At 62.5% G+C, this 21,027-nt stretch carries 22 protein-coding genes; 9 read left to right on the top strand and 13 right to left on the bottom strand.

Going from position 1 to position 21,027, the window contains the following annotated elements; translation table 11 throughout:
* Positions 1-2: 2 nt before the first annotated feature.
* From GC125_RS17685 to GC125_RS17655, 7 genes are all read right to left on the bottom strand, one after another.
* Positions 3-1,523, bottom strand: coding sequence for a TadA family conjugal transfer-associated ATPase (locus GC125_RS17685; protein ID WP_151986857.1), 1,521 nt, complete (start codon positions 1,521-1,523; stop codon positions 3-5).
* A gap of 55 nt (positions 1,524-1,578) precedes the next feature.
* On the bottom strand, positions 1,579-2,865 hold the full coding sequence (locus GC125_RS17680; RefSeq protein WP_151986856.1) for a CpaE/TadZ family protein: 1,287 nt from the start codon (positions 2,863-2,865) through the stop codon (positions 1,579-1,581).
* 46 nt (positions 2,866-2,911) lie between these two features.
* Positions 2,912-3,589, bottom strand: coding sequence for a CpaD family pilus assembly protein (locus tag GC125_RS17675; protein ID WP_151986855.1), 678 nt, complete (start codon positions 3,587-3,589; stop codon positions 2,912-2,914).
* A gap of 17 nt (positions 3,590-3,606) precedes the next feature.
* The gene (locus GC125_RS17670) at positions 3,607-5,133 is read right to left on the bottom strand and encodes a type II and III secretion system protein family protein (RefSeq protein WP_151988051.1); all 1,527 of its coding nucleotides are present in this window, start codon (positions 5,131-5,133) and stop codon (positions 3,607-3,609) included.
* A 68-nt stretch (positions 5,134-5,201) separates the two neighbouring features.
* Positions 5,202-5,999 carry a Flp pilus assembly protein CpaB gene (cpaB, locus tag GC125_RS17665; RefSeq protein ID WP_151986854.1) on the bottom strand — a complete coding sequence of 266 codons (798 nt, stop codon included), beginning with the start codon at positions 5,997-5,999 and terminating at the stop codon, positions 5,202-5,204.
* Between the two features lie 112 nt (positions 6,000-6,111).
* The gene (locus GC125_RS17660; RefSeq protein ID WP_151986853.1) at positions 6,112-6,630 is read right to left on the bottom strand and encodes an A24 family peptidase; all 519 of its coding nucleotides are present in this window, start codon (positions 6,628-6,630) and stop codon (positions 6,112-6,114) included.
* Positions 6,631-6,750: 120 nt separating this feature from the next.
* Entirely contained in the window at positions 6,751-6,921 is a 171-nt protein-coding gene (locus tag GC125_RS17655; RefSeq protein WP_151986852.1) for a Flp family type IVb pilin, read from the bottom strand.
* A gap of 320 nt (positions 6,922-7,241) precedes the next feature.
* Here GC125_RS17655 and GC125_RS17650 point away from each other — a divergent pair, with 320 nt between their 5' ends.
* The 6 genes from GC125_RS17650 to GC125_RS17625 all read left to right on the top strand — a co-directional run bounded on the left by GC125_RS17650 (position 7,242) and on the right by GC125_RS17625 (position 11,755).
* Entirely contained in the window at positions 7,242-7,646 is a 405-nt protein-coding gene (locus GC125_RS17650; RefSeq protein ID WP_151986851.1) for a pilus assembly protein N-terminal domain-containing protein, read from the top strand.
* A 124-nt stretch (positions 7,647-7,770) separates the two neighbouring features.
* Positions 7,771-8,373, top strand: coding sequence for a TadE/TadG family type IV pilus assembly protein (locus GC125_RS17645; protein WP_286165562.1), 603 nt, complete (start codon positions 7,771-7,773; stop codon positions 8,371-8,373).
* Between the two features lies 1 nt (position 8,374).
* Positions 8,375-8,953 (top strand): TadE/TadG family type IV pilus assembly protein, encoded by a 579-nt coding sequence (locus GC125_RS17640; protein WP_151986849.1) that lies wholly within the window; start codon positions 8,375-8,377, stop codon positions 8,951-8,953.
* A gap of 84 nt (positions 8,954-9,037) precedes the next feature.
* Positions 9,038-10,258 (top strand): phosphopentomutase, encoded by a 1,221-nt coding sequence (locus GC125_RS17635; RefSeq protein WP_151986848.1) that lies wholly within the window; start codon positions 9,038-9,040, stop codon positions 10,256-10,258.
* The gene (locus GC125_RS17630; RefSeq protein WP_151986847.1) at positions 10,255-11,223 is read left to right on the top strand and encodes an adenosine deaminase; all 969 of its coding nucleotides are present in this window, start codon (positions 10,255-10,257) and stop codon (positions 11,221-11,223) included. Before GC125_RS17635 ends, GC125_RS17630 begins: the two co-directional genes overlap by 4 nt.
* A 7-nt stretch (positions 11,224-11,230) precedes the next feature.
* Positions 11,231-11,755, top strand: a complete 525-nt coding sequence (locus GC125_RS17625; protein WP_286165561.1) for a gluconokinase — start codon at positions 11,231-11,233, stop codon at positions 11,753-11,755.
* 6 nt (positions 11,756-11,761) lie between these two features.
* On the opposite strand, the gene hemW is transcribed toward GC125_RS17625, so the two are convergent.
* The 4 genes from hemW to rph form a co-directional block, all read right to left on the bottom strand.
* The gene (gene hemW / locus GC125_RS17620; RefSeq protein WP_151986846.1) at positions 11,762-12,958 is read right to left on the bottom strand and encodes a radical SAM family heme chaperone HemW; all 1,197 of its coding nucleotides are present in this window, start codon (positions 12,956-12,958) and stop codon (positions 11,762-11,764) included.
* A gap of 80 nt (positions 12,959-13,038) precedes the next feature.
* Positions 13,039-13,695: an RdgB/HAM1 family non-canonical purine NTP pyrophosphatase gene (gene rdgB / locus GC125_RS17615; RefSeq protein WP_151986845.1), complete on the bottom strand. Its 657-nt coding sequence runs from the start codon at positions 13,693-13,695 to the stop codon at positions 13,039-13,041.
* The gene (locus GC125_RS17610) at positions 13,692-14,117 is read right to left on the bottom strand and encodes a VOC family protein (RefSeq protein WP_151986844.1); all 426 of its coding nucleotides are present in this window, start codon (positions 14,115-14,117) and stop codon (positions 13,692-13,694) included. The genes rdgB and GC125_RS17610 overlap by 4 nt, the downstream gene beginning before the upstream one ends.
* Complete coding sequence (gene rph / locus GC125_RS17605; protein WP_151986843.1) at positions 14,114-14,833, bottom strand: ribonuclease PH; 720 nt, start codon at positions 14,831-14,833, stop codon at positions 14,114-14,116. Before rph ends, GC125_RS17610 begins: the two co-directional genes overlap by 4 nt.
* 200 nt (positions 14,834-15,033) lie before the next feature.
* Between rph and hrcA the strand changes: the two genes are divergently transcribed.
* The 3 genes from hrcA (at position 15,034) to GC125_RS17590 (ending at position 18,790) form a co-directional block, all read left to right on the top strand.
* On the top strand, positions 15,034-16,104 hold the full coding sequence (hrcA, locus tag GC125_RS17600; RefSeq protein WP_286165685.1) for a heat-inducible transcriptional repressor HrcA: 1,071 nt from the start codon (positions 15,034-15,036) through the stop codon (positions 16,102-16,104).
* Positions 16,105-16,226: 122 nt separating this feature from the next.
* A complete protein-coding gene (locus tag GC125_RS17595) occupies positions 16,227-17,336 on the top strand; it encodes a GNAT family N-acetyltransferase/peptidase C39 family protein (RefSeq protein ID WP_151986841.1) in 1,110 nt (369 codons plus the stop codon).
* Positions 17,336-18,790, top strand: a complete 1,455-nt coding sequence (locus GC125_RS17590; protein ID WP_151986840.1) for a RimK family ATP-grasp domain-containing protein — start codon at positions 17,336-17,338, stop codon at positions 18,788-18,790. Before GC125_RS17595 ends, GC125_RS17590 begins: the two co-directional genes overlap by 1 nt.
* Before the next feature lie 8 nt (positions 18,791-18,798).
* On the opposite strand, the gene GC125_RS17585 is transcribed toward GC125_RS17590, so the two are convergent.
* Together GC125_RS17585 and GC125_RS17580 are read right to left on the bottom strand one after the other, a co-directional pair.
* Positions 18,799-19,713 carry a ribokinase gene (locus GC125_RS17585; protein WP_151986839.1) on the bottom strand — a complete coding sequence of 305 codons (915 nt, stop codon included), beginning with the start codon at positions 19,711-19,713 and terminating at the stop codon, positions 18,799-18,801.
* Between the two features lie 68 nt (positions 19,714-19,781).
* Positions 19,782-20,930 (bottom strand): DNA recombination protein RmuC, encoded by a 1,149-nt coding sequence (locus tag GC125_RS17580; protein WP_502706111.1) that lies wholly within the window; start codon positions 20,928-20,930, stop codon positions 19,782-19,784.
* Between the last annotated feature and the right edge of the window lie 97 nt (positions 20,931-21,027).

Below are 21,027 nucleotides of genomic sequence, written 5' to 3'. Positions count from 1 at the left end.
CTCTATTCCCGTTCCATCGCATCCAGGGCGGCGGCGAGGCGCTTTTCCTCGTTGTAATAACGGGCGCGATCCCAAAAGTGCGGACGGCCGATGCCGGTCGACTTGTGCGCGCCGATGATGCGGCCGTTGGCGTCTTCCCCATCCATGGAGAACTTCACCAGGTCCTGAGTGATGACGACATCGCCTTCCATGCCGATAACTTCGGTGATGTGGGTGATGCGACGCGTTCCATCGCGAAGGCGCGAGGCCTGGATGATGACGTCGACCGAGCCGACGATCATCTCGCGCACCGTCTTTGCGGGAAGCGTATAGCCGCCCATGGCAATCATCGATTCCATACGTGCCAAGCATTCGCGCGGCGTGTTGGCGTGGATCGTACCCATGGAGCCGTCATGGCCGGTATTCATCGCCTGCAGAAGGTCGAACACTTCCGGGCCGCGGACTTCGCCGACGATGATCCGCTCGGGGCGCATACGCAGACAGTTCTTGACGAGGTCGCGCATCGTGACCTCGCCTTCGCCTTCGATATTCGGCGGGCGGGTCTCGAGGCGCACCACATGCGGCTGCTGCAGCTGCAATTCGGCGGAGTCTTCGCAGGTGATGATGCGCTCGGTCTTGTCGATATAGCGCGTCAGGCAATTCAGAAGCGTCGTCTTGCCCGAGCCGGTACCGCCGGAGATGACGATGTTGCAGCGAACGCGGCCGATGATCTGCAGGATCGTCGCGCCTTCCGGCGTGATCGTCCCGTATTTGACCAGCTGATCGAGCGTCAGCTTGTCCTTCTTGAACTTACGGATGGTAAGCGCGGTGCCGTCGATGGCAAGCGGCGGTGCGATGACGTTGACGCGGCTGCCGTCGGGAAGACGCGCATCGCAGATCGGTGAGCTTTCGTCGACGCGTCGGCCGACCTGGCTGACGATGCGCTGGCAGATCGACAGAAGCTGCGAGTTGTCGCGGAACCGGATCTCCGATTCCTCGACCTTTCCCGCCACTTCGATGAAGGTCTGTCCGGCGCCGTTCACCATGATGTCGGCGATGTCGTCGCGGGCAAGCAGCGGCTCGAGCGGACCGTAGCCCAAAACGTCGTTGCAGATATCCTCGAGCAGCTCTTCCTGCTCGGAGATCGACATCGCGAAATTCTTGATCGTGATGATGTCGTTGACGATGTCGCGGATTTCTTCGCGCGCGCTCTCGGCATCGAGCTTGGCAAGCTGCGACAGATCGATCGTGTCGATCAGCGCCGCGAAGACCTGACTCTTGGTGTCGTAATAGGTTTCCGTCTTGCGCGGGCGCTTACGCTCCGGCGCCGGCGGTGGTGGTGCGGACTTGGTACGGGTTTCGAGCACCGGCGGGGGCGGGGGCGCCTTGGCCTGAAGTGCTTCCGAAGCCTGGATCGCAGGCTCGGCTCCCGTCAGCTCAAGCTCGTCGGCGATGGGCCGCAGGCTTTCCGGAGCCAATGGCGGCATCTGCTCTGCAGGCACCTGGGGGCGCTGAAATCCGTCCTTGCCTCTTTTGCCGAACATCGATCTTCCCGTTCTTCAATTCGCATGCCGCACGTTTGGACGGTCAAAGGACCGGCTAGCGTGCTGCCTTCTTCCTGCCGATGAGGGACATGAGGTCCGGCAATCCGGACTTCTTGCGCTTCTTCGCTTCCGCGCGTCCCGTGACCACATGGGCGATCTGTGAGATCGTTTCCGCGGTTGAGGATTTGGCGTCGATCTCGCTGATCATACGGCCGCTGTTCGCCGCCGATCCGAAGAGCGCCGCTTCGAACTGCAGGATTGCGATGGGCTCGATGCCGAGCGGATCGCAGAAATCTGCAGGTGTGATCTCGGGGCGTTTTGGCAGACCGACCTGGTTCAGCACCAGATGCGGAAGCTGGTCGTTCGGCCGCATCTTCTTCAGCACGTCGAGCATGTTCTTGGTGTTGCGCAGGTTCGCCAGATCCGGGACCGCCGTGATGACGACCTGGTCGACGGTGGAGAGAACGTTGCGCGCCCAGTCGGTCCAGACGTGGGGTACGTCGAGCACGGCCACCGGTGCGCTGCGCTGTACCACTTCGATCATCGGCGTGAAGGTCGACTGTTCGAAATCATAGGTGCGGTCGAGCATGGACGGCGCGGCAAGCATCGAGAGCCGCTCAGAGCATTTGGCCAGCAGGCGATCGAGAAACACATCGTCTAGCCGTTCGGGCGAATAGACTGCTTCGGACATGCCCTGCGGTGGGTCCTGGTCGAAATTGATGTTGGCAGTACCGAAGGCCATGTCGAGATCGGCGAGGATGACTTCCTCGGAGAAGAGGTTGGAAATCGCGAAGGCGCAGTTGTGGGCCATGGTGGACGAGCCCACGCCACCCTTGGCACCGACGAAGGCGATGGTGCGTCCGATCGGTTCGGCCTCGGGATCCACGAAGATCGTGGTGATGACGCCGATCAGGTCTGCAAGCGACACCGGAGCGACGATATATTCTGAAATGCCGTTACGGATGAGTTCGCGATAGAGGCCGACATCGTTCTGATGACCGACGATGACGACCTTGGTCGAGGCGTCGCAGACTTCGGCAAGTTGTTCGAGTTCGCCAAGCAGCGTTGCCCGGTCGCCGTCCGATTCCAGGATGATCAGATTGGGCGTTGGGTGGGAGGCGAACATGTTGATCGCAGCCGGCAGACCGCCCTTGTTCACCCTCAGATTGACCTTGGCCATTCGGCGGTCTTCGCCACAGCGCTCGATCGTCCGCAACAGGCCCTCTGTTTCGAAGAATGCCTGAATGGAGATCCGCGGAAGCGGCCTCAGCCGGTCGATCTGCCCGCGCACGACGTCGCTCTCGCTCATCTCGCCCCGCCCTTCAATGTCGCTGTCGTTCATCGTCGTTCTGCCCCCGAGGCTAAAGTCCGTTGTCCGGCGTGGCCGCTTAAAGCGCAGCGCCGTCCGCCTGATAGTCGCCGATCGCGTTGCCGCGGCGCTCCGCGTCGATCGGCGATGAGCCGCGCGGCGCAATCAGATCCATCGGATCCGCGATCTGGGCGGCGAGGTTGCTTTGCGAGGCGCAACCGAAATTGGCGTAATGCTTGTTCTCGTTGCCATTGGCGAGAATGTCTTCGGGCCAGCGTCCGCATTCCCCGGTAGAGGCTGCGATCGCGTAGTAGGAAAGCCGGATCGGTGCCGCATCGCCCGTTGCGTTCGCCTGATAGGCGGTGACGATGATGTTGCCGCCGGGGATGCCCTGGGCAACCAGTTCCGAGCGAATGTCGTTGGCGACGATCGAAGCGGCGTTGGAATTGACGGAACCGTGCGGCGTCAGGATCGTGATCGCGCCGGAAGCCGTGTCGCGATAGCGATTGGCGTAGCCGCGAATGGCGCCCCGTGCACCGAGCGTCATGCGTTGGTCGCCGGAGCCGACAGGGATGTCGATCGTGCGTTCCTGCTCGCCGACGATGATCGGGTGGTTCGTGCGGTAATCGTCCGGCACTGCCCCGACTTCGATGTGATGCACGTTGGCGCAGGCCGCGAGCGTCATCGCGATACCTGCGAGAAGCACGCTGCGCAGTGCGGCGGGGCGGCTAAATGGTGATCGTGCCTTCAAGGTCATGGTGGAAGCCCCCGCGCTTACTTGTAGATGAAGCCGACGGCGCCGTGATAACGGCCATCGGGCAGATTGGTGTCGGCGCGGCCATAGACACGGTTCACGCGGCCGAGGAAGAAGCCGGCGCCGTCGCTTGCAGCGTTGAAATTGTCGTCCGGACGGGCGAGTTCGTTGCGAGCCACCGGGCGCACCAGATAAGGCGTCGCGATGATGACCAGCTCGGTCTCGTTGCGCTGGAAATCGCGGCTGCGGAAGAGCGTGCCGAGGATCGGAACCTTCGAAAGGCCTGGATAGCCGGACATGGCCTGACGGATGTCATCGCGCACGAGGCCGGCAATCACGATCGACCCGCCCGACGGCAGCTCGACCGAAGTTTCAGCTTCGCGCCTCCGGATGGACATCAGGTTGGCGCCCTGCACGTTCGTGCCGGCGGACAGAGCGACCGAGTCCTCGAAGGTGGGCTCTGAGACTTCGGTCCGGATACGCATGCTGATCCGGCCCGGAGCAAGCACGACCGGCGTGAAGTTCAGGCGGATGCCGTATTCGACCTGCGCGATATCGTAGGTCAGCGTGCGGTTGCCATTGTCGTCTTCGCCGACGCTCTGGCCATCGACAAGGCGGAATTCACCGCCCACATAGAAGGATGCGGGTTCGCCGGAGATCGCGGTGAGCGAGGGTTCGGCCAGCGTGCGCATCACGCCGGCGCGCTCCATGGCATTCATGTAGCCGGCGAAATCGAAATCGCCGAAATTGCCGAATATGCTCCCGCTCGTCGCTTCGAGTGCCGGCTTGCCGAGATTGGCGGGCATGTCGGTGAGGAATCGGCCGGCCACGGCCGAGCCGCTGATCGAGCTCGACGTGTTGAAGCCGAGCTGCTTGAGCACCTGGCGACTGACTTCGGCGACCGTGACCTTCAGCGTAACCTGGTCTTCGCCCTGGATCGTCAGGAGGTTGACGATCTGCGACGTCTGGCGGTCTTCGGCGAAGATCGCGGCATCGCCGCCGTCGCCGACAGCGGTCAGGTTGCGGGTCGTCGCTTCACCGCCTGTCAGGAATATCTGCGCGAGCTGACTTGCGCGCTGGGCATCCTGCGGCGTCTGCACCGAGCCGTTCAGCACGATGTTGTCGTTGATGATCTCGACGGAGATGTCGCTGTCGGGAATGAAGCGTGCCAGCTGCTGCTGCAGCCCGGTGATGTCGCGCTCGATCTGCAATTCCAGCGTGACGACTTCTTCGCCGTTCGGTCCAAACACGAAGATGTTGGTCTGGCCGACAGATTTGCCGAAGAGGTAAAGCCGCGTGGAAGTGCGCGTCACGGCATCGGCGATCGATGGGTCGGCAACCAGGATGTCGCCGGCCTGGCTCGGAAGATCGATCACCACCGCCTTGTTGAGGCCGAGCCCAACGCGCTTGGAAACACCTGAACCGCCCTGCGCGATGCGAATGATGTTGGCTTCCTGCGCCTGTGCGGCGGCAATCTGGAAACCGGAGAATGGATCACTGAGCGTTGCCGCACCAGCGAGGAGGATCAGCGCGAGAGCCGTCGACAAACGGGTCGGGCGGGCGATCGGGCGGAATGTCTTGGTTGTCAGCACTGTGGTCTGCCCCCGTTTAAGTCTTACTGGCCAACGCTCGTGATGGCGCCGGAGCGGATGAGCTGGATCGAATCCGCGCCGCTTTCACCGCTCAAGAGATGTTCTGCGAATGTCGTGTCGGATTGCTGGACGTCGGCGACGCTGCGCAGCGCGAGCGTCAGCCGGTCGGCCATCTGCTGGGCGACCGCGATGACCTGCGTCTGCTCGGGCGTCAGCTCGAGCGTTGCGGTCGAGCCGATTGCCGTGCGGCTGCCGTCATCGTTTTCCTGGATCGTCTGGTCGATCGCCAGAACGCGGATGTTGCTGAGCACGACTTCGGTCAGATAGTTGTCGGTTTCCCCGCGCCGCACCATGACGACATCGACGCGGTCGTTCGGCAGAATGAAGCCGCCGGCGCTTGTTGAAACCGAGATATCGGTTGCGACCGCGCGTTTGCCCGAAGGCAGCAGCGACGACATGATGCGCGATGAGCTATCGACGATCTTTTCGGCGCGCATGGGTTCGCCGTCGAAAACGGGCAGCCGGACGACGGCGCCCTCGAGTTCGGTCGATGCGTCCGGCCGTTCGTTGCGGGTGATGAAACCTTCCGTGAGACCACTCGTCGGCCATTCACGCCACTCGATGACTTCTGCCGTGATACGCGTCCCGATCGGCAGGCTCGTATTGGCGACAAGGACATCCGTCACGTCGATGCGTTCGGTGACCTGCTGGATGGAGGGCTCGGTAACGGGCTGCGGCGCGCTCAGCGTCATCGCCAAATAGCCGGCCAGGCCGGCCGCGGCGACGGCCACGGTAAGTATGACGAGGCGGGCAGGCTTCATGGTGATTCCCCGGAACACGACTGTCTGTTCGTCGGAGAGTGCTGGCTATTGGTGTAATTAAGGTTAACGCGATGCTTACAAGCGTAGTTAACCGAACCTTGCTAACCCGGTCTCAGCCGGCCGCGAGCTGCGCCATGACCTGCTGCATTATAGCGGTGTCCGGATAGGTGATGAGACCGGCAGCACCGATGGCGATACCATAAGGCACGCCTTGCGCAGTGGTCAGATTATGGGTCAGCGGTATGCGCGACATGATGTAGAAGCCGGCTGGGCTACGCGCCTTGAGGATGAACAGGCACAGAAGGCCACCAATCGCGGTAACCAGAATAAGGAAAGTCAGAAGCTCCGTGCCGAGGCCGAACCAAAGTGCGCTGGCGGATAGAAGCTTGGCATCTCCGCCACCCATAGTGTTTACGGCGAAAAGGCCAAAGCAGACGACGAAGACGATGAGCATTGCTGCGACGTGATTGCCGACGTCATAAAACTGAAGGCCCGCAAATGGCGCGATAAGGAAAAAGGAAGCCACCAAGAGTAACGAAACGCGGTTCGCGATCGTCATCGTCAACAGATCTGAGAAGGCCGCATAGGCCATGCAAAGCGGAAAGATGACGAGAATGGCTGCTGTAAGCATCAATGCCCCAACCGAGCGTGAATTGAATAGCGAAACTTTTGCACCGATAGCGTTAACCAATTAAGAAGCCGCCCGCCTTTGGGGCGGGCGGCTTCAAAGAACTGGCGGCGAGGCTGATTGTTACCGGCCTGCCAAGCCGTTCTCAATTTCTCCGAAGGTGTCTTCCAACTCATTGCCCACCAGGCCAACAGCGCCGATGATGCCGACGGAGATCAGAGCTGCGATCAGACCGTATTCGATGGCCGTTGCACCCGACTCGTCTTTCATGAAACGTGCGATAAGGTTTTTCATCTTGCTACTCCTTGCTCCACCGTGAAATTCAGCATTTGCCGTCAACGTGTTCTGCCGTGTTGATCGGATGACGCTAATCTACGTGTGGCCCATTGCGATCCACTTAAGAAACAGGGTTACCGAAAGCTTGCGGCCATCATCCGGCCCCGATGGTTAACAAGTACGGACGGTGATCGTTAAAGTTCAACGATGTAGAGCGAAGCTCTTTAAGCCTTCATTCACCATTCTCGTTCAGTCTCTGTCACGTGGGCGCTGACGCGCGTTCCATGGGAAGGCGAAACGATGACGCTTTCCTGATCAGCCTTGAAGGGTCGACCAAGATGACGAAGCGTGCCGCCAGATCGGGTCTCATTGCACTCTGCAGCCTTGTCGGGCTCAGCGCCGTATCGACCCTGCCGGCTGCAGCCGAAAACATCCGCGTCTTTATGGACTACGCTCGCGTGCTGAAGCTCGACCGCGCTGTCAGCAAGGTCATCATCGGAAATCCCAACATCGCCGACGTCACCGTCAGCGATCCGCAGACCATTGTCGTTACGGGCAGATCGTTTGGCGTGACGAACCTCGTCATCATCGACACCGAGGGCACGACCCTTGTCGACGAGCGGATCGTCGTCGCGCGCGACGGCACGGACCAGTTGCGTGTCTACCGCAACACCGAACCATCGACCCTCATCTGTTCGCCTACCTGCGAGACCCCGTCCGACACGGCCGCTGCGGTCAACTGATCCCCAGGATTACCAACGCCTGCATCCGGGGCAGTTGCACCGGATTCGAGCGTTTGGCATTACGGATTGTAAAGGCCTTTGCGCTAATCCTTTCAGCATTGAAAGGGCAGTTGCGGGGACCATGATGACAGCTTCGACAGGTCGCAAAGGCGTATTCAGACGTCTTGGCCGAGCAGGCCGCTCGTTCCGCCGTTCCGAAGACGGGGCGGCCGCGATCGAGTTCGCCATTCTCGCAATCCCGTTTTTCATGTTGCTCTTCGCGATCATCGAATCCTGCATTGCCTACGCAGCGGAGCAAGTGCTTGACAATGCCGTCGACGATATCGGCCGTCAGCTGCGCACGGGACAGATCACTGCCGGCGCCAATCTGCCGACGGACATGGACGAGGAAGAGTTCCGCGATGCCTTTTGCGAGCGCATCGAGGTCATGCTCTCCTGCGAGACGGACAAGCTCTATCTCGACATCCGTTCCTTTTCGAATTTCGCCAACATCCCGGTTGGTATTCCGCGCCAGGACAATCGCGCCTATGGCGATCTGGACACCGAGAACTTCGGTTATGCGCCGGGCGGCGCCGGCACGGTCAACATGGTGCGCGCCTTCTATCGCTGGCCGATCATCACCGACCTCATTCGCCCGCACATCACGAATATCCGTCCCGCGGACGGGTCGATGCCGACCGACTATCTGATCGTCGGAACGTCCGCATTCCAGAACGAGGCGTACTGATATGAGCGCAGCGCCGAAACAGACATTTCGCGGCCTGCTGCGCCGTTTGCGTGGCGATCGCTCGGGCGTTGGCGCCATCGAGTTCGCCTTTATCGCGCCGGTCATGATCGTGCTCTATATCGGCGCGGTCGAGGTCTCCGTCGCCATGTCCGTCAACAAGAAGCTTGCGCGCGCGTCGAGCACCGTCGCCGACCTGATCACCCAGAAGCAATCGGTCACGCGCGACGATCTCAAGAGCATGAACACCGTCGCTCAGAGCATCATGTCGCCCTATGACCCAACGCCGGTGGCGATGAAGGTAACGGGCATCTGGGTTGGGGCGGATCTGGTGCCGAAGGTCGAATGGTCCTGGAAGCCGAACGCAGGCAATGGCGAGGCGGCCTATCAAGTGGGCTCGGTCGCCGATATCCCTGAGAACCTGAAGATTGCGAACACGTTTCTGCTGCGCAGCGAGATCGACTACCGGCACGATATGATCACGTCGTTCCCGATCACCGGCCAGACGATGACCGACATCGACATGGGCAAGACCTACCATCTGCGCCCCCGCATCGGCGAACGCGTCACCTGCAGCTGCTGATGGTTGAGCGCACCCGCGCTTGACATGATTGCACCATTCTGGCGATGGAACCTCTTCGAAGCCTGGTTGTGAAGAGGGTGTCCCATGTCGCGCGCATTTCTGTTCGTGCTCGATTCCGTCGGTATCGGCGGGGCTCCCGATGCCCAGGCTTTCGGCGATGAGGGCGCCGACACGCTCGGCCACATCGCCGAGTTCTGCGCAATGGGCGCTGGCGACCGGCAGGGTCTGCGTGAAGGGCCGCTCGATCTCCCCAATCTGACGTCGCTCGGCCTCGGCCGCGCCATGCGCCTAGCCGCGGGCGCGACGCCGGCTGCGCTCGCGACCAATGACCGCCCGCGCGCGATTTATGGCGCAGCAAGCGAAACATCGCGCGGCAAGGACACGCCCTCCGGCCACTGGGAAATCGCCGGCGTTCCCGTCGAATTCGACTGGGGGTATTTTCCGACCGAAGGCGACGCATTCTCGCCCGAGCTTGTCGCGGAGATCGTCGAGAAGGGCGAAATCCCCGGCATCCTCGGCAATTGCCACGCATCGGGCACGGAGATCATCGCGCGCCTCGGCGAGGAGCACATCCGTACTGGCAAGCCGATCTGCTACACCTCCGCCGACAGCGTCTTCCAGATCGCAGCGCACGAAACGCATTTCGGTCTCGACCGGCTGCTGAAGCTTTGCGAACGCGTGCACGAACTGGTCGCGCCGCTCAATATCGGGCGTGTCATCGCACGGCCCTTCGTCGGCGAAAGCGCCGCCACCTTCGAGCGTACGGGAAACCGTCGCGACTATTCCGTGCCGCCGCCGGAGCCGACCGTGTTGGATCGTGCCAAGGAAGCCGGCCGCAACGTCATCGCGGTTGGGAAGATCGGCGATATCTTCGCTCACCAGGGCGTGACGGACCTGCGCAAGGCCAACGGTAACGTGGCGCTCTTCCAGCGGACACTGGAAGCGATGGACGATGCCGAAGACGGCGATCTCGTCTTCACCAACTTCGTCGATTTCGACATGCTCTTCGGCCACCGCCGCGACGTTCCGGGTTATGCGGCCGCTCTCGAAGCATTCGATCGACGCCTACCCGAAATCGAGGCCAAGCTGAAGAAGGGCGACGTGGTGATCATCACCGCGGATCATGGCTGTGATCCCACCTGGCGCGGCAGCGATCACACGCGCGAACGGGTGCCGATCCTGGCCTTCGGACCGGATGTCATTGCGCGGTCGATCGGCGTGCGCACGACGTTTGCTGATATCGGTGAAAGCATCGCCACGCATCTGAAGCTGCCGCGCGGCAAGCACGGGCGGTCTTTCCTGTGACGGGTCAGGTGGTCAAGGCGGAACTCCATTGCCACATCGAAGGCGCGATCCCGCCTGTGCTCGCGCGGGCGCAGGCACAACGCTACGGCGTCGATACCGCCAGCTTCATCAGCGGCGATCGCTATGTCTGGCACGACTTCACGACCTTCATGGCGGCCTATGACGGAGCGGCGGCGCTCTTCAGGACGCCGGAGGACTACGCGCTTCTTGCGGAAACCTATCTCGGCGAACTGCACACGGCCGGCGCCGTCTACAGCGAAATTTTCGTTTCACCGGATCACGCCCGCACCGCCGGCCTCTCTTCCGAAGCCTATATCGGGGGTTTGGCGGAAGGGATTGCGCGCGCCAGGGAGAAATCCGGCATCGAATGCCGGATGATCGTGGTCGGCGTCCGCCATCTGGGCGCGGACGCCGTCGAAGGTGCTGCACGCTTTGCGGCAGCCAGGCCGCATCCATTGATCACAGGCTTCGGCATGGCGGGCGAAGAGCGGTTCGGCCGCGTTGCCGACTATGCGCGCGCGTTCGAGATCGCACGTGATGCGGGGCTAGGCATCACCATTCATGCCGGCGAACTCGTCGGGGCCGACAGTGTTCGCGACGCACTCGACGTGGTTCGACCGAGCCGCATCGGCCACGGCGTGCGTGCCGTCGAAGATCCCGCTCTCGTGAAGCGGCTTGCCGATGAAGGTACCGTGCTGGAAGTCTGCCCCGGTTCCAACATTGCGCTAAACGTCTTTCCCGATTTCGCGGCTCACCCCTTCCGTCGTCTGATGGATGCAGGCGTGAAGGTTACGCTGGCCTCGGATGATCCGCCGTTCTTCGATACGTCACTCGCTAGGGAATATGCGCTGGGTTCGGAAGCGTTCGGCTTGTCTGATGACCAGTTGCGGGACGTGACGCGCACTGCGATCGAGGCGGCTTTCGTCGACGAGCCGACGCGCCAGGCGCTTCTCGCGAAACTTTGACGCCGTGGTGACGCCGGATCAGGCCAAGGTCATCCTCGTCATGGGCGTCAGCGGCTGTGGCAAGTCGAGCGTTGCCGCCGAACTCGTTTCCAGCCTTGGTGGCCGGTTGATCGAGGGCGACGCGTTTCACCCGCCGGAAAACATCGCCCGCATGGCCGCCGGCCAATCGCTCGACGATGCGATGCGGGCGCCGTGGCTGGATCGGATCGCGGCGGAAATCGCGACGCTGCAGGCGGTTTCGGACGCCCCGATCGTGGTTGCCTGTTCCGCTTTGAAACGCGCCTACCGCAACCGCCTGCGGGCGACGGCGCCGGATATGCGTATCCTTTGCCTCGTGGGAAGCATGGAGATGCTGCGCCAGCGCCTGGAAACCCGCCAAGGCCATTTCATAAAAGCCGGTCTGCTGGCCAGCCAGTTGGGGACGCTGGAAGTGCCGGGACCGGAGGAGGGCGCAACGGTGATCGATATCGATCAGCCCGTGGCGGCGATCGTCGATCGGTTTCTCGAAGAGACAGCCGGTCAGCGCAGTTGATTGTTCCTAGATCGCGAGATCAGCGACCACCGCATCGAGAATGAGCATGCCGGCCGGCGTGCAGCGAATGCGGTCGTTGCCGAGCCGCTCCAGGAAGCCGTTTGCGATCAGGTCCCGCTCGCGCGCGGAATCGAAAGGGCGCCCCGAAAGAGCCTGCCAGCGCGAGACTTCGATGCCTTCGGTCAGCCGCAGACCCATGAGCAGCAATTCGTCGGCCTGCTCCTCGGGCTCCAGTTCCTCGATTTCGACATGCGCGGCGCCGCGGGATTCCACCATCTCCAGCCAGCGTTCCGGCATGCGCTCCGTCGCCGTGGCGATACGGGTCCCATTGAGCGTCAACCGCCCATGGGCGCCGGCGCCGATGCCCGCATAGTCCCCATAGCGCCAGTAGGTGAGGTTGTGCCGGCTTTCCGCGCCAGGCCGGGCGTGATTGGAAACCTCGTAAGCCGGCATGCCGGCCTCCCCCGTGATCGCCTGCGTCGCCTCGTAGAGCTCGGCCGAAAGATCGCCATCGGGCACGATCAGCTTCCCAGCCTTGTGCAGGGCATAGAAGGGCGTGCCCTCTTCGATGGTCAGCTGGTAAAGCGACAGATGGTCGACCGCGTAGCCGATCGCCTGCTTCAGCTCGGCTTCCCAGGCTGCAACGGTCTGGTTCGGGCGCGCATAAATCAGGTCGAAGGAGAGTCGCGGAAAGGTCTCGCGTGCGAGCCGGATGGCCTTCAGCGCATCCTCGACGTCGTGCAGCCGTCCGAGCACCTTGAGATCGGCGTTGTTGAGCGCCTGAACGCCCATGGAAACGCGGTTCACCCCGGCATCGCGATAGCCGCGAAAGCGCGTCGCCTCGACCGATGAGGGATTGGCCTCGAGCGTGATCTCGATCCCGTCCGGCACATGCCAGTTGCGCGCCACCGTTTCGAGGATGGCGCCGACGGTCGACGGGTCCATGAGAGACGGTGTACCGCCCCCAATGAAGATGCTGGTGACCGTCTTCGGCCCGGTCATCCCCGCCGTGTAGGCGATCTCCTGCCGAAATGCGTCGACGAAGCGGCTCTGATCGACGGGCTTGTGGCGGACGTGACTGTTGAAATCGCAATAGGGGCATTTGGCTGCGCAGAACGGCCAATGCAGATAGACGCCGAAGCCCGGATCGCCCGCGTCGGGATAGGCGCGGAAGTCGCCGGTAAATCGGGTCGTGATGGTCATGGCCAGGGTCTTCGTAAAGATTTCGGTTCAGCGGCCATCTGCGTCGAATCGCGACGCACCCGCGCGATGGTCAACGCGTCTCACGCCTCGGATTGTTCGGCAAGACCCGTTTCGGCGAAGAGCTTGAAGGCGCGCGCCCGGTGGGAGAGCGCTTCGGCCTGACCGGGAACCCAGCCATGCTTTTCCGTAGCCGTCATCTCACCGAATGTGCGCGAATGCCCATCGGGCAGGAAAACAGGATCGTAGCCGAAGCCATCGTTGCCGCGCGGCGGCCAGACGAGGGTTCCTTCGACATCGCCGCGGAAGAATTCCACGTGGCCATCCGGCCAGCTGAGGCACAGCGTCGAAACGAAGCGTGCGCGGCGTTCCTTGGGTGTCGTTGCGCCCTTTTCGGAAAGCAGTCCCTCGACCTTTTCCATCGCCATCATGAAGTCGCGGCTGCCATCGGGCCTCTCGGCCCAGTCGGCCGTGTAGACGCCCGGCTCCCCGTTGAGTGCATCGACCATGATGCCGCTGTCGTCGGAGAGTGCCGGCAGTCCGGTCGCCTTCGTCGCCGAAAGCGCCTTCAGCGCCGCATTCTCTTCGAACGTCGTGCCGGTTTCCTTCGGCTCGGGCAGGCCCAGCGATTTCGCGGTCACGATCTCGAAGCCGTATGGCTCGATGAGCTCCGCGATTTCACGGATCTTGCCGTCGTTGTGCGATGCGACGACGAGCTTCTTTTCTGTCAAACGTCTCATGCAATTCCCCAGATCTTGGGTTCCGCAAATTCCAGGCTGTTGCCGGCAGGATCGCGGAAATAGATGGATCGGCCGCCATTCGGCCAGTGAAAATCGACCTCGATGGCGACGCCGTTCGCACTCAGATGCATCACCCAGCCCTCGATTTCGTCGGCACTGGCCGAAAAACAGAGATGGCCCTGGCCGGTCGTGCCGTGGGGCGGGACCGGCATGCTCGGATTATCAGAGGGTTTCTGCGTCGCTTCCGGATTGAAGATCAGCAGAACGCCGGCACCACAGCGGAAGAAGACGTGGCGTCCTGCGACATCCACGATCTTCTCAAGCCCGAGGATCCCGCCGTAAAATGCCTCCGCGCGTTCCAGATCGTCGGCATAGAGCGCCGATTCCAGGATTGCCGAAGGTGCGGCGGGCCCGTTCGTCATGCGCCGATCGCAGCCTTCTGCATGCCGACAAGATCGTCGATGCCGGCGCGCGCGAGGCTCATCAGCGTCTGGAACTCGTCCTGCGAGAACGGGTCCTTTTCCGCCGTGCCCTGAATCTCGACGATGCCGCCCGAGGCGGTCATGACGAAATTGGCGTCGGTGTCGGCTGCGGAATCTTCCAGATAGTCGAGGTCGATGACCGGCTGGCTGGCGAAGATGCCGCAGGAAACGGCCGCCACATGGTCCTTCAGCACGCGATCGGTCTTCACCATGCTGCGTGCTTCCATCCATTTGAGGCAATCGTGGAGGGCAACCCAGGCACCGGTGATAGAAGCGGTGCGCGTGCCGCCATCGGCCTGGATCACGTCGCAATCGATCGAGATCTGGCGCTCGCCCAAAGCTTCCAAATTGACGACGGCGCGCAGCGAGCGGCCGATGAGGCGCTGGATTTCGACGGTGCGCCCGCCCTGCTTGCCGGAAGCGGCCTCGCGTCGCATGCGTTCGCCGGTGGCGCGGGGCAGCATGCCGTATTCGGCCGTGACCCAGCCGCGACCGGCATTGCGCAACCACGGCGGAACCCGCTCTTCAAGCGATGCGGTGCACAGCACATGCGTATCGCCGAATTTCACGAGACACGAGCCTTCGGCATGCTTTGAGAAGTTCCGCTCGAAGGAAACGGCGCGCATCTGGTCTGGCTTCCGCCCTGAAGGTCGCATTGGGAGCTCCTGCTGATCAAGTTGGCTGCCTTCTATCGTCGGCAAAGCCTGCTTGCAAAGGAAAAGCCTGATGGCACAGGATGCGCCTCTCTTCCGTCCGGTGCACGGAGACACTATATCTGAAGACGAATGGCACGGAGTCGACCACCAACGTGAACAGCTTCTCCAAGACGCCAAAGCTCAGCCAAGGCTCTGCATCCCTGCCCGGATCAGGGTCCCTGTCGGGAGCGCTTGACGACCGGACCGGCGAGATTTTCCGACGCATCGTCGAGTCGTACCTGGAATCCGGCGAGCCTGTCGGGTCGCGGAATCTGTCGCGCATCCTGCCCATGGCGCTTTCGCCCGCATCCGTGCGCAACGTGATGAGCGATCTCGAGCATCTCGGCCTCATCTATGCGCCGCATATCTCGGCCGGACGGCTGCCAACCCAGCAGGGGCTGCGCTTCTTCGTCGATGCCTTCATGCAGGCGGGCGCCCTGTCCGACGACGAGCGGGTGCAGATCGAGACGCAGATCCGCCAGACCCACCGCGATCGCGACCAGACGGTCGAGAACCTTCTGACCGATGCGAGCCAGATGCTGTCTGGTCTGTCGCGCGGCGCAGGTCTCGTAATCGCAGCTAAATCCGACACGGTGCTGAAGCACATCGAATTCATCCGGCTGGACCCGACGCGGGCGCTCGCCGTCCTGGTCGGCGAGCACGACCATATCGAAAACCGCATCCTGGACCTGCCGGTCGGCACGACGGCATCGCAGCTGACCGAGGCCTCGAACTTCCTCAACGCCCATCTCGCCGGCCGCACGATCCCGGAAGTGCGCCGCGAGCTGGAAAAACTGAAACTGGAAGTTTCCCGCGAGCTGGACGAGCTCAGTCAGGATCTCGTCTCCAGGGGGCTCGCCGTCTGGTCGGGCAGCGGCAAGGACCAGCCCGCCCAGCTTATCGTGCGCGGCCGCGCCAATCTGCTCGACAGCGTTTCGGGCAGCGAGGACATCGAGCGGTTGCGGCTTCTGTTCGATGAGCTCGAGAAGAAGGACAGCCTCGTCCAGCTGATGACGCTGGCCGAGGAAGGCTCCGGGGTCCGCATCTTCATTGGCTCGGAAAACAAGCTTTTCTCGCTGTCGGGCTCGTCGCTCATCGTCGCGCCCTATCGCGACAGCGAAGCGCGCGTCGTCGGCGCCGTCGGCGTGATCGGGCCCACGCGGCTGAACTATGCCCGGATCGTCCCGATGGTCGATTATACCGCCCAGCTCGTGTCGAAGATGATGCGGTGACCTCGGCAAATCTTTGATCTGGCAGCTGCCTTTGGCCATTTCGCCGGTCGGTCAGGCGGTGATATGGTCCGGCCATGCAAAGCAGCCGTGCCCCACACGGCGCACCTTTTGGAAGTGTTCCCATGTCCGCTCTGCGGATACGTCCCGCCACCCACGATGACATCGATGCCCTTCTCGCCATCGAAAATGCCGTCTTCACCACGGACCGGATTTCAAGACGCTCCTTCCGCGCGCTGATCAACCGGCCGACGGCCGAGACGATCGTCGCGCAGGACGAGGCAAGCCGCATCGTCGGTTATGCGATGCTTTTGTTTCGCAAGGGCACCGGCCTCGCCCGCCTGTATTCGATCGGCGTGGCGCCCGACGCAAAGGGACAGGGTGTCGGCAAGGCGCTGCTCGCCAAGGCCGAGGAGGCCGCCAAGCAGCATGATCGCTTCCTCCTGCGCCTTGAGGTGCGCGAGGACAACATGCCGGCGATATCGCTCTATAAGCGGTCGGGATATCGCCGCATCGGCGTCTACGAGGATTATTACGAGGACCACAGCCGCGCCTTGCGCTTCGAGAAGCGCCTGCGGGACGACGAGCATCAGGACTACGAAACGCCGTTTTACGAGCAGACGACGGATTTTACCTGCGGCGCCGCCTGCCTCAACATGGCGCTCGCGCGCTATGTTTCGCGCGATTATCTGGATCCGGTCTGGGAAATCCGCTTCTGGCGCGAAGCGACGACGGTCTTCATGATGTCGGGCATGGGCGGCTGCGAGCCGTTCGGCCTCGCCGTCACGGCCCATGCCTATGGGCTCGAGCCGGAGATTTACGTCACCGATACCAACGTTCTATTCCTCGACACGGTCCGAAACCTGGAAAAGCGCCAGGTCATGGAACTGGCCCAGCGCGATTTTCGGCGTCGGGTGGAAGAGGCAGCCATTCCCGTCCTCAATTTTGCCGCTTCGCTGCATACGATCCGGGCTGCGATCGAACGGGGCCATTCGGCCATCGTCTTGATCTCCGGCTATTACATGTTCGGCAAGAAGGTGCCGCACTGGGTGCTCGTGCATGGTGACGATGGTCGGCACCTGATTCTCAACGATCCGTGGGTGGAAGAGAAAACGTCCGAGACGGCGTCGGACGCGTCCAACCTGCCGGTTCCCTACGACATATTCGATCGCATCACCCGTTTCGGCCGCTCCAATCTGCGCGCCGCGGTGATCCTGAAAGGCAGACGTACCTGATGTTCAACTGGGTGATCCTGTCGTCCCGCATGAACGATATCGATCATGCGGCGACCTCCCACAAAGTGCTTGCGACCCGCGACTACCTCGCGCGGCCCGAGCTGTTCCGGGGCTCCCGCCCGAACATCATCAACCTGGCGCGATCCTATCGCTATCAGAGCCGTGGCTATTACGCCTCGCTGCTCGCCGGCGCGCGCGGCCAGCGCGTGATCCCGTCGGTCGAGACGATCATCGACCTGTCGGCGCGCAAGCTCTACGAAAACGCGATCCCCGAGCTCGAGGATACGCTGAACAAGGTTTGCGCCAAGGCAGGCGAGCGGCCAACCCGGCTCAACATCTTCTTCGGCTATACGGCCGACCAGCGCCTGGAACGCTTCGCCCGCCTCGTATTCGACTGGTTTCGCGCGCCTTTCGTGGAAGTCACGATCAAGGACAATGGCGCATGGCTGTCGATCCCGAAGGTGGCGCTCGGCTCGGTGACCAAGCTCTCCGACAAGGAGCGCGCCTTCTTTTTCGAATGCCTCAACCGCTACACGGGCCGGCAGTGGCGCGACGCCAAGGCCAAGACGCCAGCCAGATACACCTTCGCCACCCTCGTCGATGCCAATGAAGCGCTGCCGCCATCCTCGATATCAAGCCTGAAGCACTGGGCGCGCATCGCTGCGCGCATGGGCGTGGAAGTGGAGCCAATCGGCAAGCGCGACCTGTCGCGGCTCGCCAACTACGATGCGCTCTTCATCCGCGAAACGACGTCGATCTCCAACCACACATATCGGTTCGCGCGCCGTGCCCAGCAGGAAGGCATGCCGGTCATCGACGATCCGGTGTCGATGATCCGCTGCACCAACAAGGTCTATCTCGACGAACTGATGGCCGGGAACGGCATTCCCGTGCCGAAGACCGTTATGATCGCCGGCACCGACGATCTGCAGCGCGCCGCCGATCTTCTTGGGTTTCCGATGGTTCTCAAGATCCCGGACTCCTCGTTCTCGCGCGGCGTTTCCAAGGTGGGGTCTCTCGCCGAGCTGAAGACGCTCGCAACGACCTGGCTTGAGGATTCCGACCTGCTGCTGGCGCAGAAATTCATGCCGACGGACTATGACTGGCGCATCGGCGTGCTCGGCGGAAAGCCGCTGTTCGCCGTGCAGTACCTGATGGCCAAGGAACACTGGCAGATCATCAAGCACGATACCGGCGGCAAGCCTTTGGAAGGCGGCTTCCGGGCCTTCTCGCTGGCATCTGCGCCGCCGCTGGTGGTCGACACGGGCCTGCGGGCCGCGCGCTGCATCGGCGACGGGTTCTACGGCGTCGATCTCAAGGAAACCGACGACGGCGTCTTCGTGATCGAGGTCAACGACAACCCCAACCTCGAACATGGCGTCGAGGATTTTGCCGAGAAGGACGAAGTCTGGACCCGGCTGACCAACTGGTTCCTGGAGCGCCTCGACAATTGAACGGGGGTTTATCGGCTATCGGCTAGCGCGGCATCGACGTCCGAGTGAAGCGGGATCGAGGGCTGGGCGCCGGGCTTGAGGCAGGCGAGGCTGCCGGCAACGGCCGCGCGCCTGAGAGCCAGCTCGAAATTCAGACCGGCATCGAGGCCGGTTGCGAGATAGCCGCAGAACGTGTCGCCCGCGCCGACCGTGTCGACGGGCTTGATCGACAGCCCCTGCACGCGATGCATCCGGCCCTCGTGAAAGGCGATCACGCCTTCGGCGCCAAGCGTCACGATGATCGTCTGGTGGCGGTCTCGGCTCATGGTCTGCATCGCATCCTTACGCTCAGCCGCAGACTGGTCTTTTGCCCGGCAGAGCAGCGCGAATTCCGTTTCATTGGCGATCACGATGCCGGCCAGCGGCGCGAGCGCGATCGCATCCTCGGTCAGCGGGGCGACATTGAGGATGCTGCGCACACCCTGTGCCTGCGCCGCCTGCAGCGCCGCTTCGATCGCAGGCGCTGGTATTTCCATCTGCAGAAGCAGCGTATCGTGCTTGCCCATCCGGTCGACGGCAGCTTTCGCCGCATCCGCGCCGACTTCTCCATTGGCGCCGGCGACGACCACAATGACATTGTCGCCATCTTCGGCTCCGACCAGAATCGAGGCGATGCCGGTAGCGCCTTCGACATGGGCGATGGCGCTGAGATCGGTCTTAGCGGCGGCCAGAAGTGCAAGCGCTTCTTCGGCGAACGCATCAGCGCCGACGGCGCCGACCATCGCCACTTCGGCACCGGCGCGCCTTGCGGCCAGCGCCTGGTTTGCGCCCTTGCCGCCGGCCGCCGTGGTGAAGGCAGTGCCGGCCAGCGTCTCGCCCGGTTTCGGCAACCGCGCCACGTTGGCGATGAGGTCAATGTTGATGGAGCCGACGACGGTGATCATGCCCTGACTGTCTCCCGCTTGAATGCGCCGGCCACTCTGCCTTTTTCGGTCGAGCCGGCAAGGGGGTGTCAGTCTTCTTCCACCACGCGCAGCCGCAACGATCCTGTGCGGCTCTCGACCGCATGGGTCGGCTCGGTGGCTGGCTGCGCAGTGTCGGCACCTGGTGCTTCCAATTCCAGCGCTTCGATCCGCGCGCCGCGCCTCGCCAGCTTGTCGGTCGAGGTGACGATCTGGTCGATGTCCTTCTGCGTCTGGCCGAAATGGGTTTGCAGGCTGCGCACGCGCTGATCCAGCCGCGTCAGATCGATCATCAGCTTCGCCACTTCGCCCTGGATGAGATGCGCCTGTTCGCGCATGCGCTGGTCGCGCAATATCGCCTGCACCACTTGGATCGACAGCATCAGGAGCGAGGGCGATACGATGACCACGCGGGCTCGATGGGCACGCTGGACGATCTCCTCGAAATTCTCGTGGATCTCGGCGAAGATCGATTCCGACGGCACGAAGAGAAACGCCGTATCCTGCGTCTCGCCCTTGATCAGATATTTCTCCGAAATAGCCCTGATATGAACGTCCATGTCACGGCGAAACTGCTGAGCGGCCGGCTTCGCCGCGTCCGCATTCTCCGCCGCGCGGATGGCATGCCACGCTTCGAGCGGGAACTTGGCGTCAATGGCCAGCGCCGGCTGGCCGTTCGGCATATGGATCAGGCAGTCGGGCCGTTGATTGTTGGAGAGCGTGGCCTGGAACGTATAGCTGCCCATCGGCAGCGCATCGGCGATGATCGTTTCCATGCGCGACTGGCCGAACGCCCCGCGCGTCTGCTTGTTGGACAGGATTGCCTGCAGCCCGACGACATCCTTGGCAAGCGACTGGATGTTGTTCTGCGCCGTGTCGATGACGGCCAGACGTTCCTGCAACTTCGTGAGATTCTCGTGCGTCGAGCGCGTCTGTTCGGTGAGCGTCGTTCCCAGGCGCTGCGTCATGCCGTCGAGCCGTTGCTGGATCGACTGGTTGAGTTCCGCCTGTCGTGCGCCGAAAAGCTCCGCCATCGTCGCCATGCGACCCTGCATTTCCGATTGCGCCTTGAGGATTTCGGCAAGCCGCTGCTCGCTCTCCTCCGCCGCATGCACCAGCTCGGCGCGCTCCGCACGGCGCGCGGCAGCGCGCCAGATCCAAACGATGGCCAGCACGGCGAGCGCCGCCGCAAGCGTCATCCCGATGCTGACGTCGTAGGCGCCGATCCGGAAAAGCGGCTGTGAAAGAAGGGCTAGGTCGATCATGGCCAAATCCTACATCAATTCGGGGCCTATG

The sequence above is a fragment of the Rhizobium sp. EC-SD404 genome, assembly GCF_902498825.1.
In the GTDB taxonomy this organism is placed as follows: Bacteria; Pseudomonadota; Alphaproteobacteria; order Rhizobiales; family Rhizobiaceae; genus Georhizobium.
The sequence above is the reverse complement of the archived record's forward strand: the minus strand, read 5'-3'. Positions and strand labels throughout refer to the sequence as shown.

Coding starts and splice junctions, on each gene's coding strand:
- GC125_RS17685 (WP_151986857.1), bottom strand. CDS start 1,523: ATGTTCGGCAAAAGAGGCAAGGACGGATTTCAGCGCCCCCAGGTGCCT.
- GC125_RS17680 (WP_151986856.1), bottom strand. CDS start 2,865: ATGAACGACAGCGACATTGAAGGGCGGGGCGAGATGAGCGAGAGCGAC.
- GC125_RS17675 (WP_151986855.1), bottom strand. CDS start 3,589: ATGACCTTGAAGGCACGATCACCATTTAGCCGCCCCGCCGCACTGCGC.
- cpaB (WP_151986854.1), bottom strand. CDS start 5,999: ATGAAGCCTGCCCGCCTCGTCATACTTACCGTGGCCGTCGCCGCGGCC.
- GC125_RS17660 (WP_151986853.1), bottom strand. CDS start 6,630: ATGCTTACAGCAGCCATTCTCGTCATCTTTCCGCTTTGCATGGCCTAT.
- GC125_RS17655 (WP_151986852.1), bottom strand. CDS start 6,921: ATGAAAAACCTTATCGCACGTTTCATGAAAGACGAGTCGGGTGCAACG.
- GC125_RS17650 (WP_151986851.1), top strand. CDS start 7,242: ATGACGAAGCGTGCCGCCAGATCGGGTCTCATTGCACTCTGCAGCCTT.
- GC125_RS17645 (WP_286165562.1), top strand. CDS start 7,771: ATGACAGCTTCGACAGGTCGCAAAGGCGTATTCAGACGTCTTGGCCGA.
- GC125_RS17640 (WP_151986849.1), top strand. CDS start 8,375: ATGAGCGCAGCGCCGAAACAGACATTTCGCGGCCTGCTGCGCCGTTTG.
- GC125_RS17635 (WP_151986848.1), top strand. CDS start 9,038: ATGTCGCGCGCATTTCTGTTCGTGCTCGATTCCGTCGGTATCGGCGGG.
- hemW (WP_151986846.1), bottom strand. CDS start 12,958: ATGACCATCACGACCCGATTTACCGGCGACTTCCGCGCCTATCCCGAC.
- rdgB (WP_151986845.1), bottom strand. CDS start 13,695: ATGAGACGTTTGACAGAAAAGAAGCTCGTCGTCGCATCGCACAACGAC.
- GC125_RS17610 (WP_151986844.1), bottom strand. CDS start 14,117: ATGACGAACGGGCCCGCCGCACCTTCGGCAATCCTGGAATCGGCGCTC.
- rph (WP_151986843.1), bottom strand. CDS start 14,833: ATGCGACCTTCAGGGCGGAAGCCAGACCAGATGCGCGCCGTTTCCTTC.
- GC125_RS17595 (WP_151986841.1), top strand. CDS start 16,227: ATGTCCGCTCTGCGGATACGTCCCGCCACCCACGATGACATCGATGCC.
- GC125_RS17590 (WP_151986840.1), top strand. CDS start 17,336: ATGTTCAACTGGGTGATCCTGTCGTCCCGCATGAACGATATCGATCAT.
- GC125_RS17585 (WP_151986839.1), bottom strand. CDS start 19,713: ATGATCACCGTCGTCGGCTCCATCAACATTGACCTCATCGCCAACGTG.
- GC125_RS17580 (WP_502706111.1), bottom strand. CDS start 20,930: ATGACGCTTGCGGCGGCGCTCGCCGTGCTGGCCATCGTTTGGATCTGG.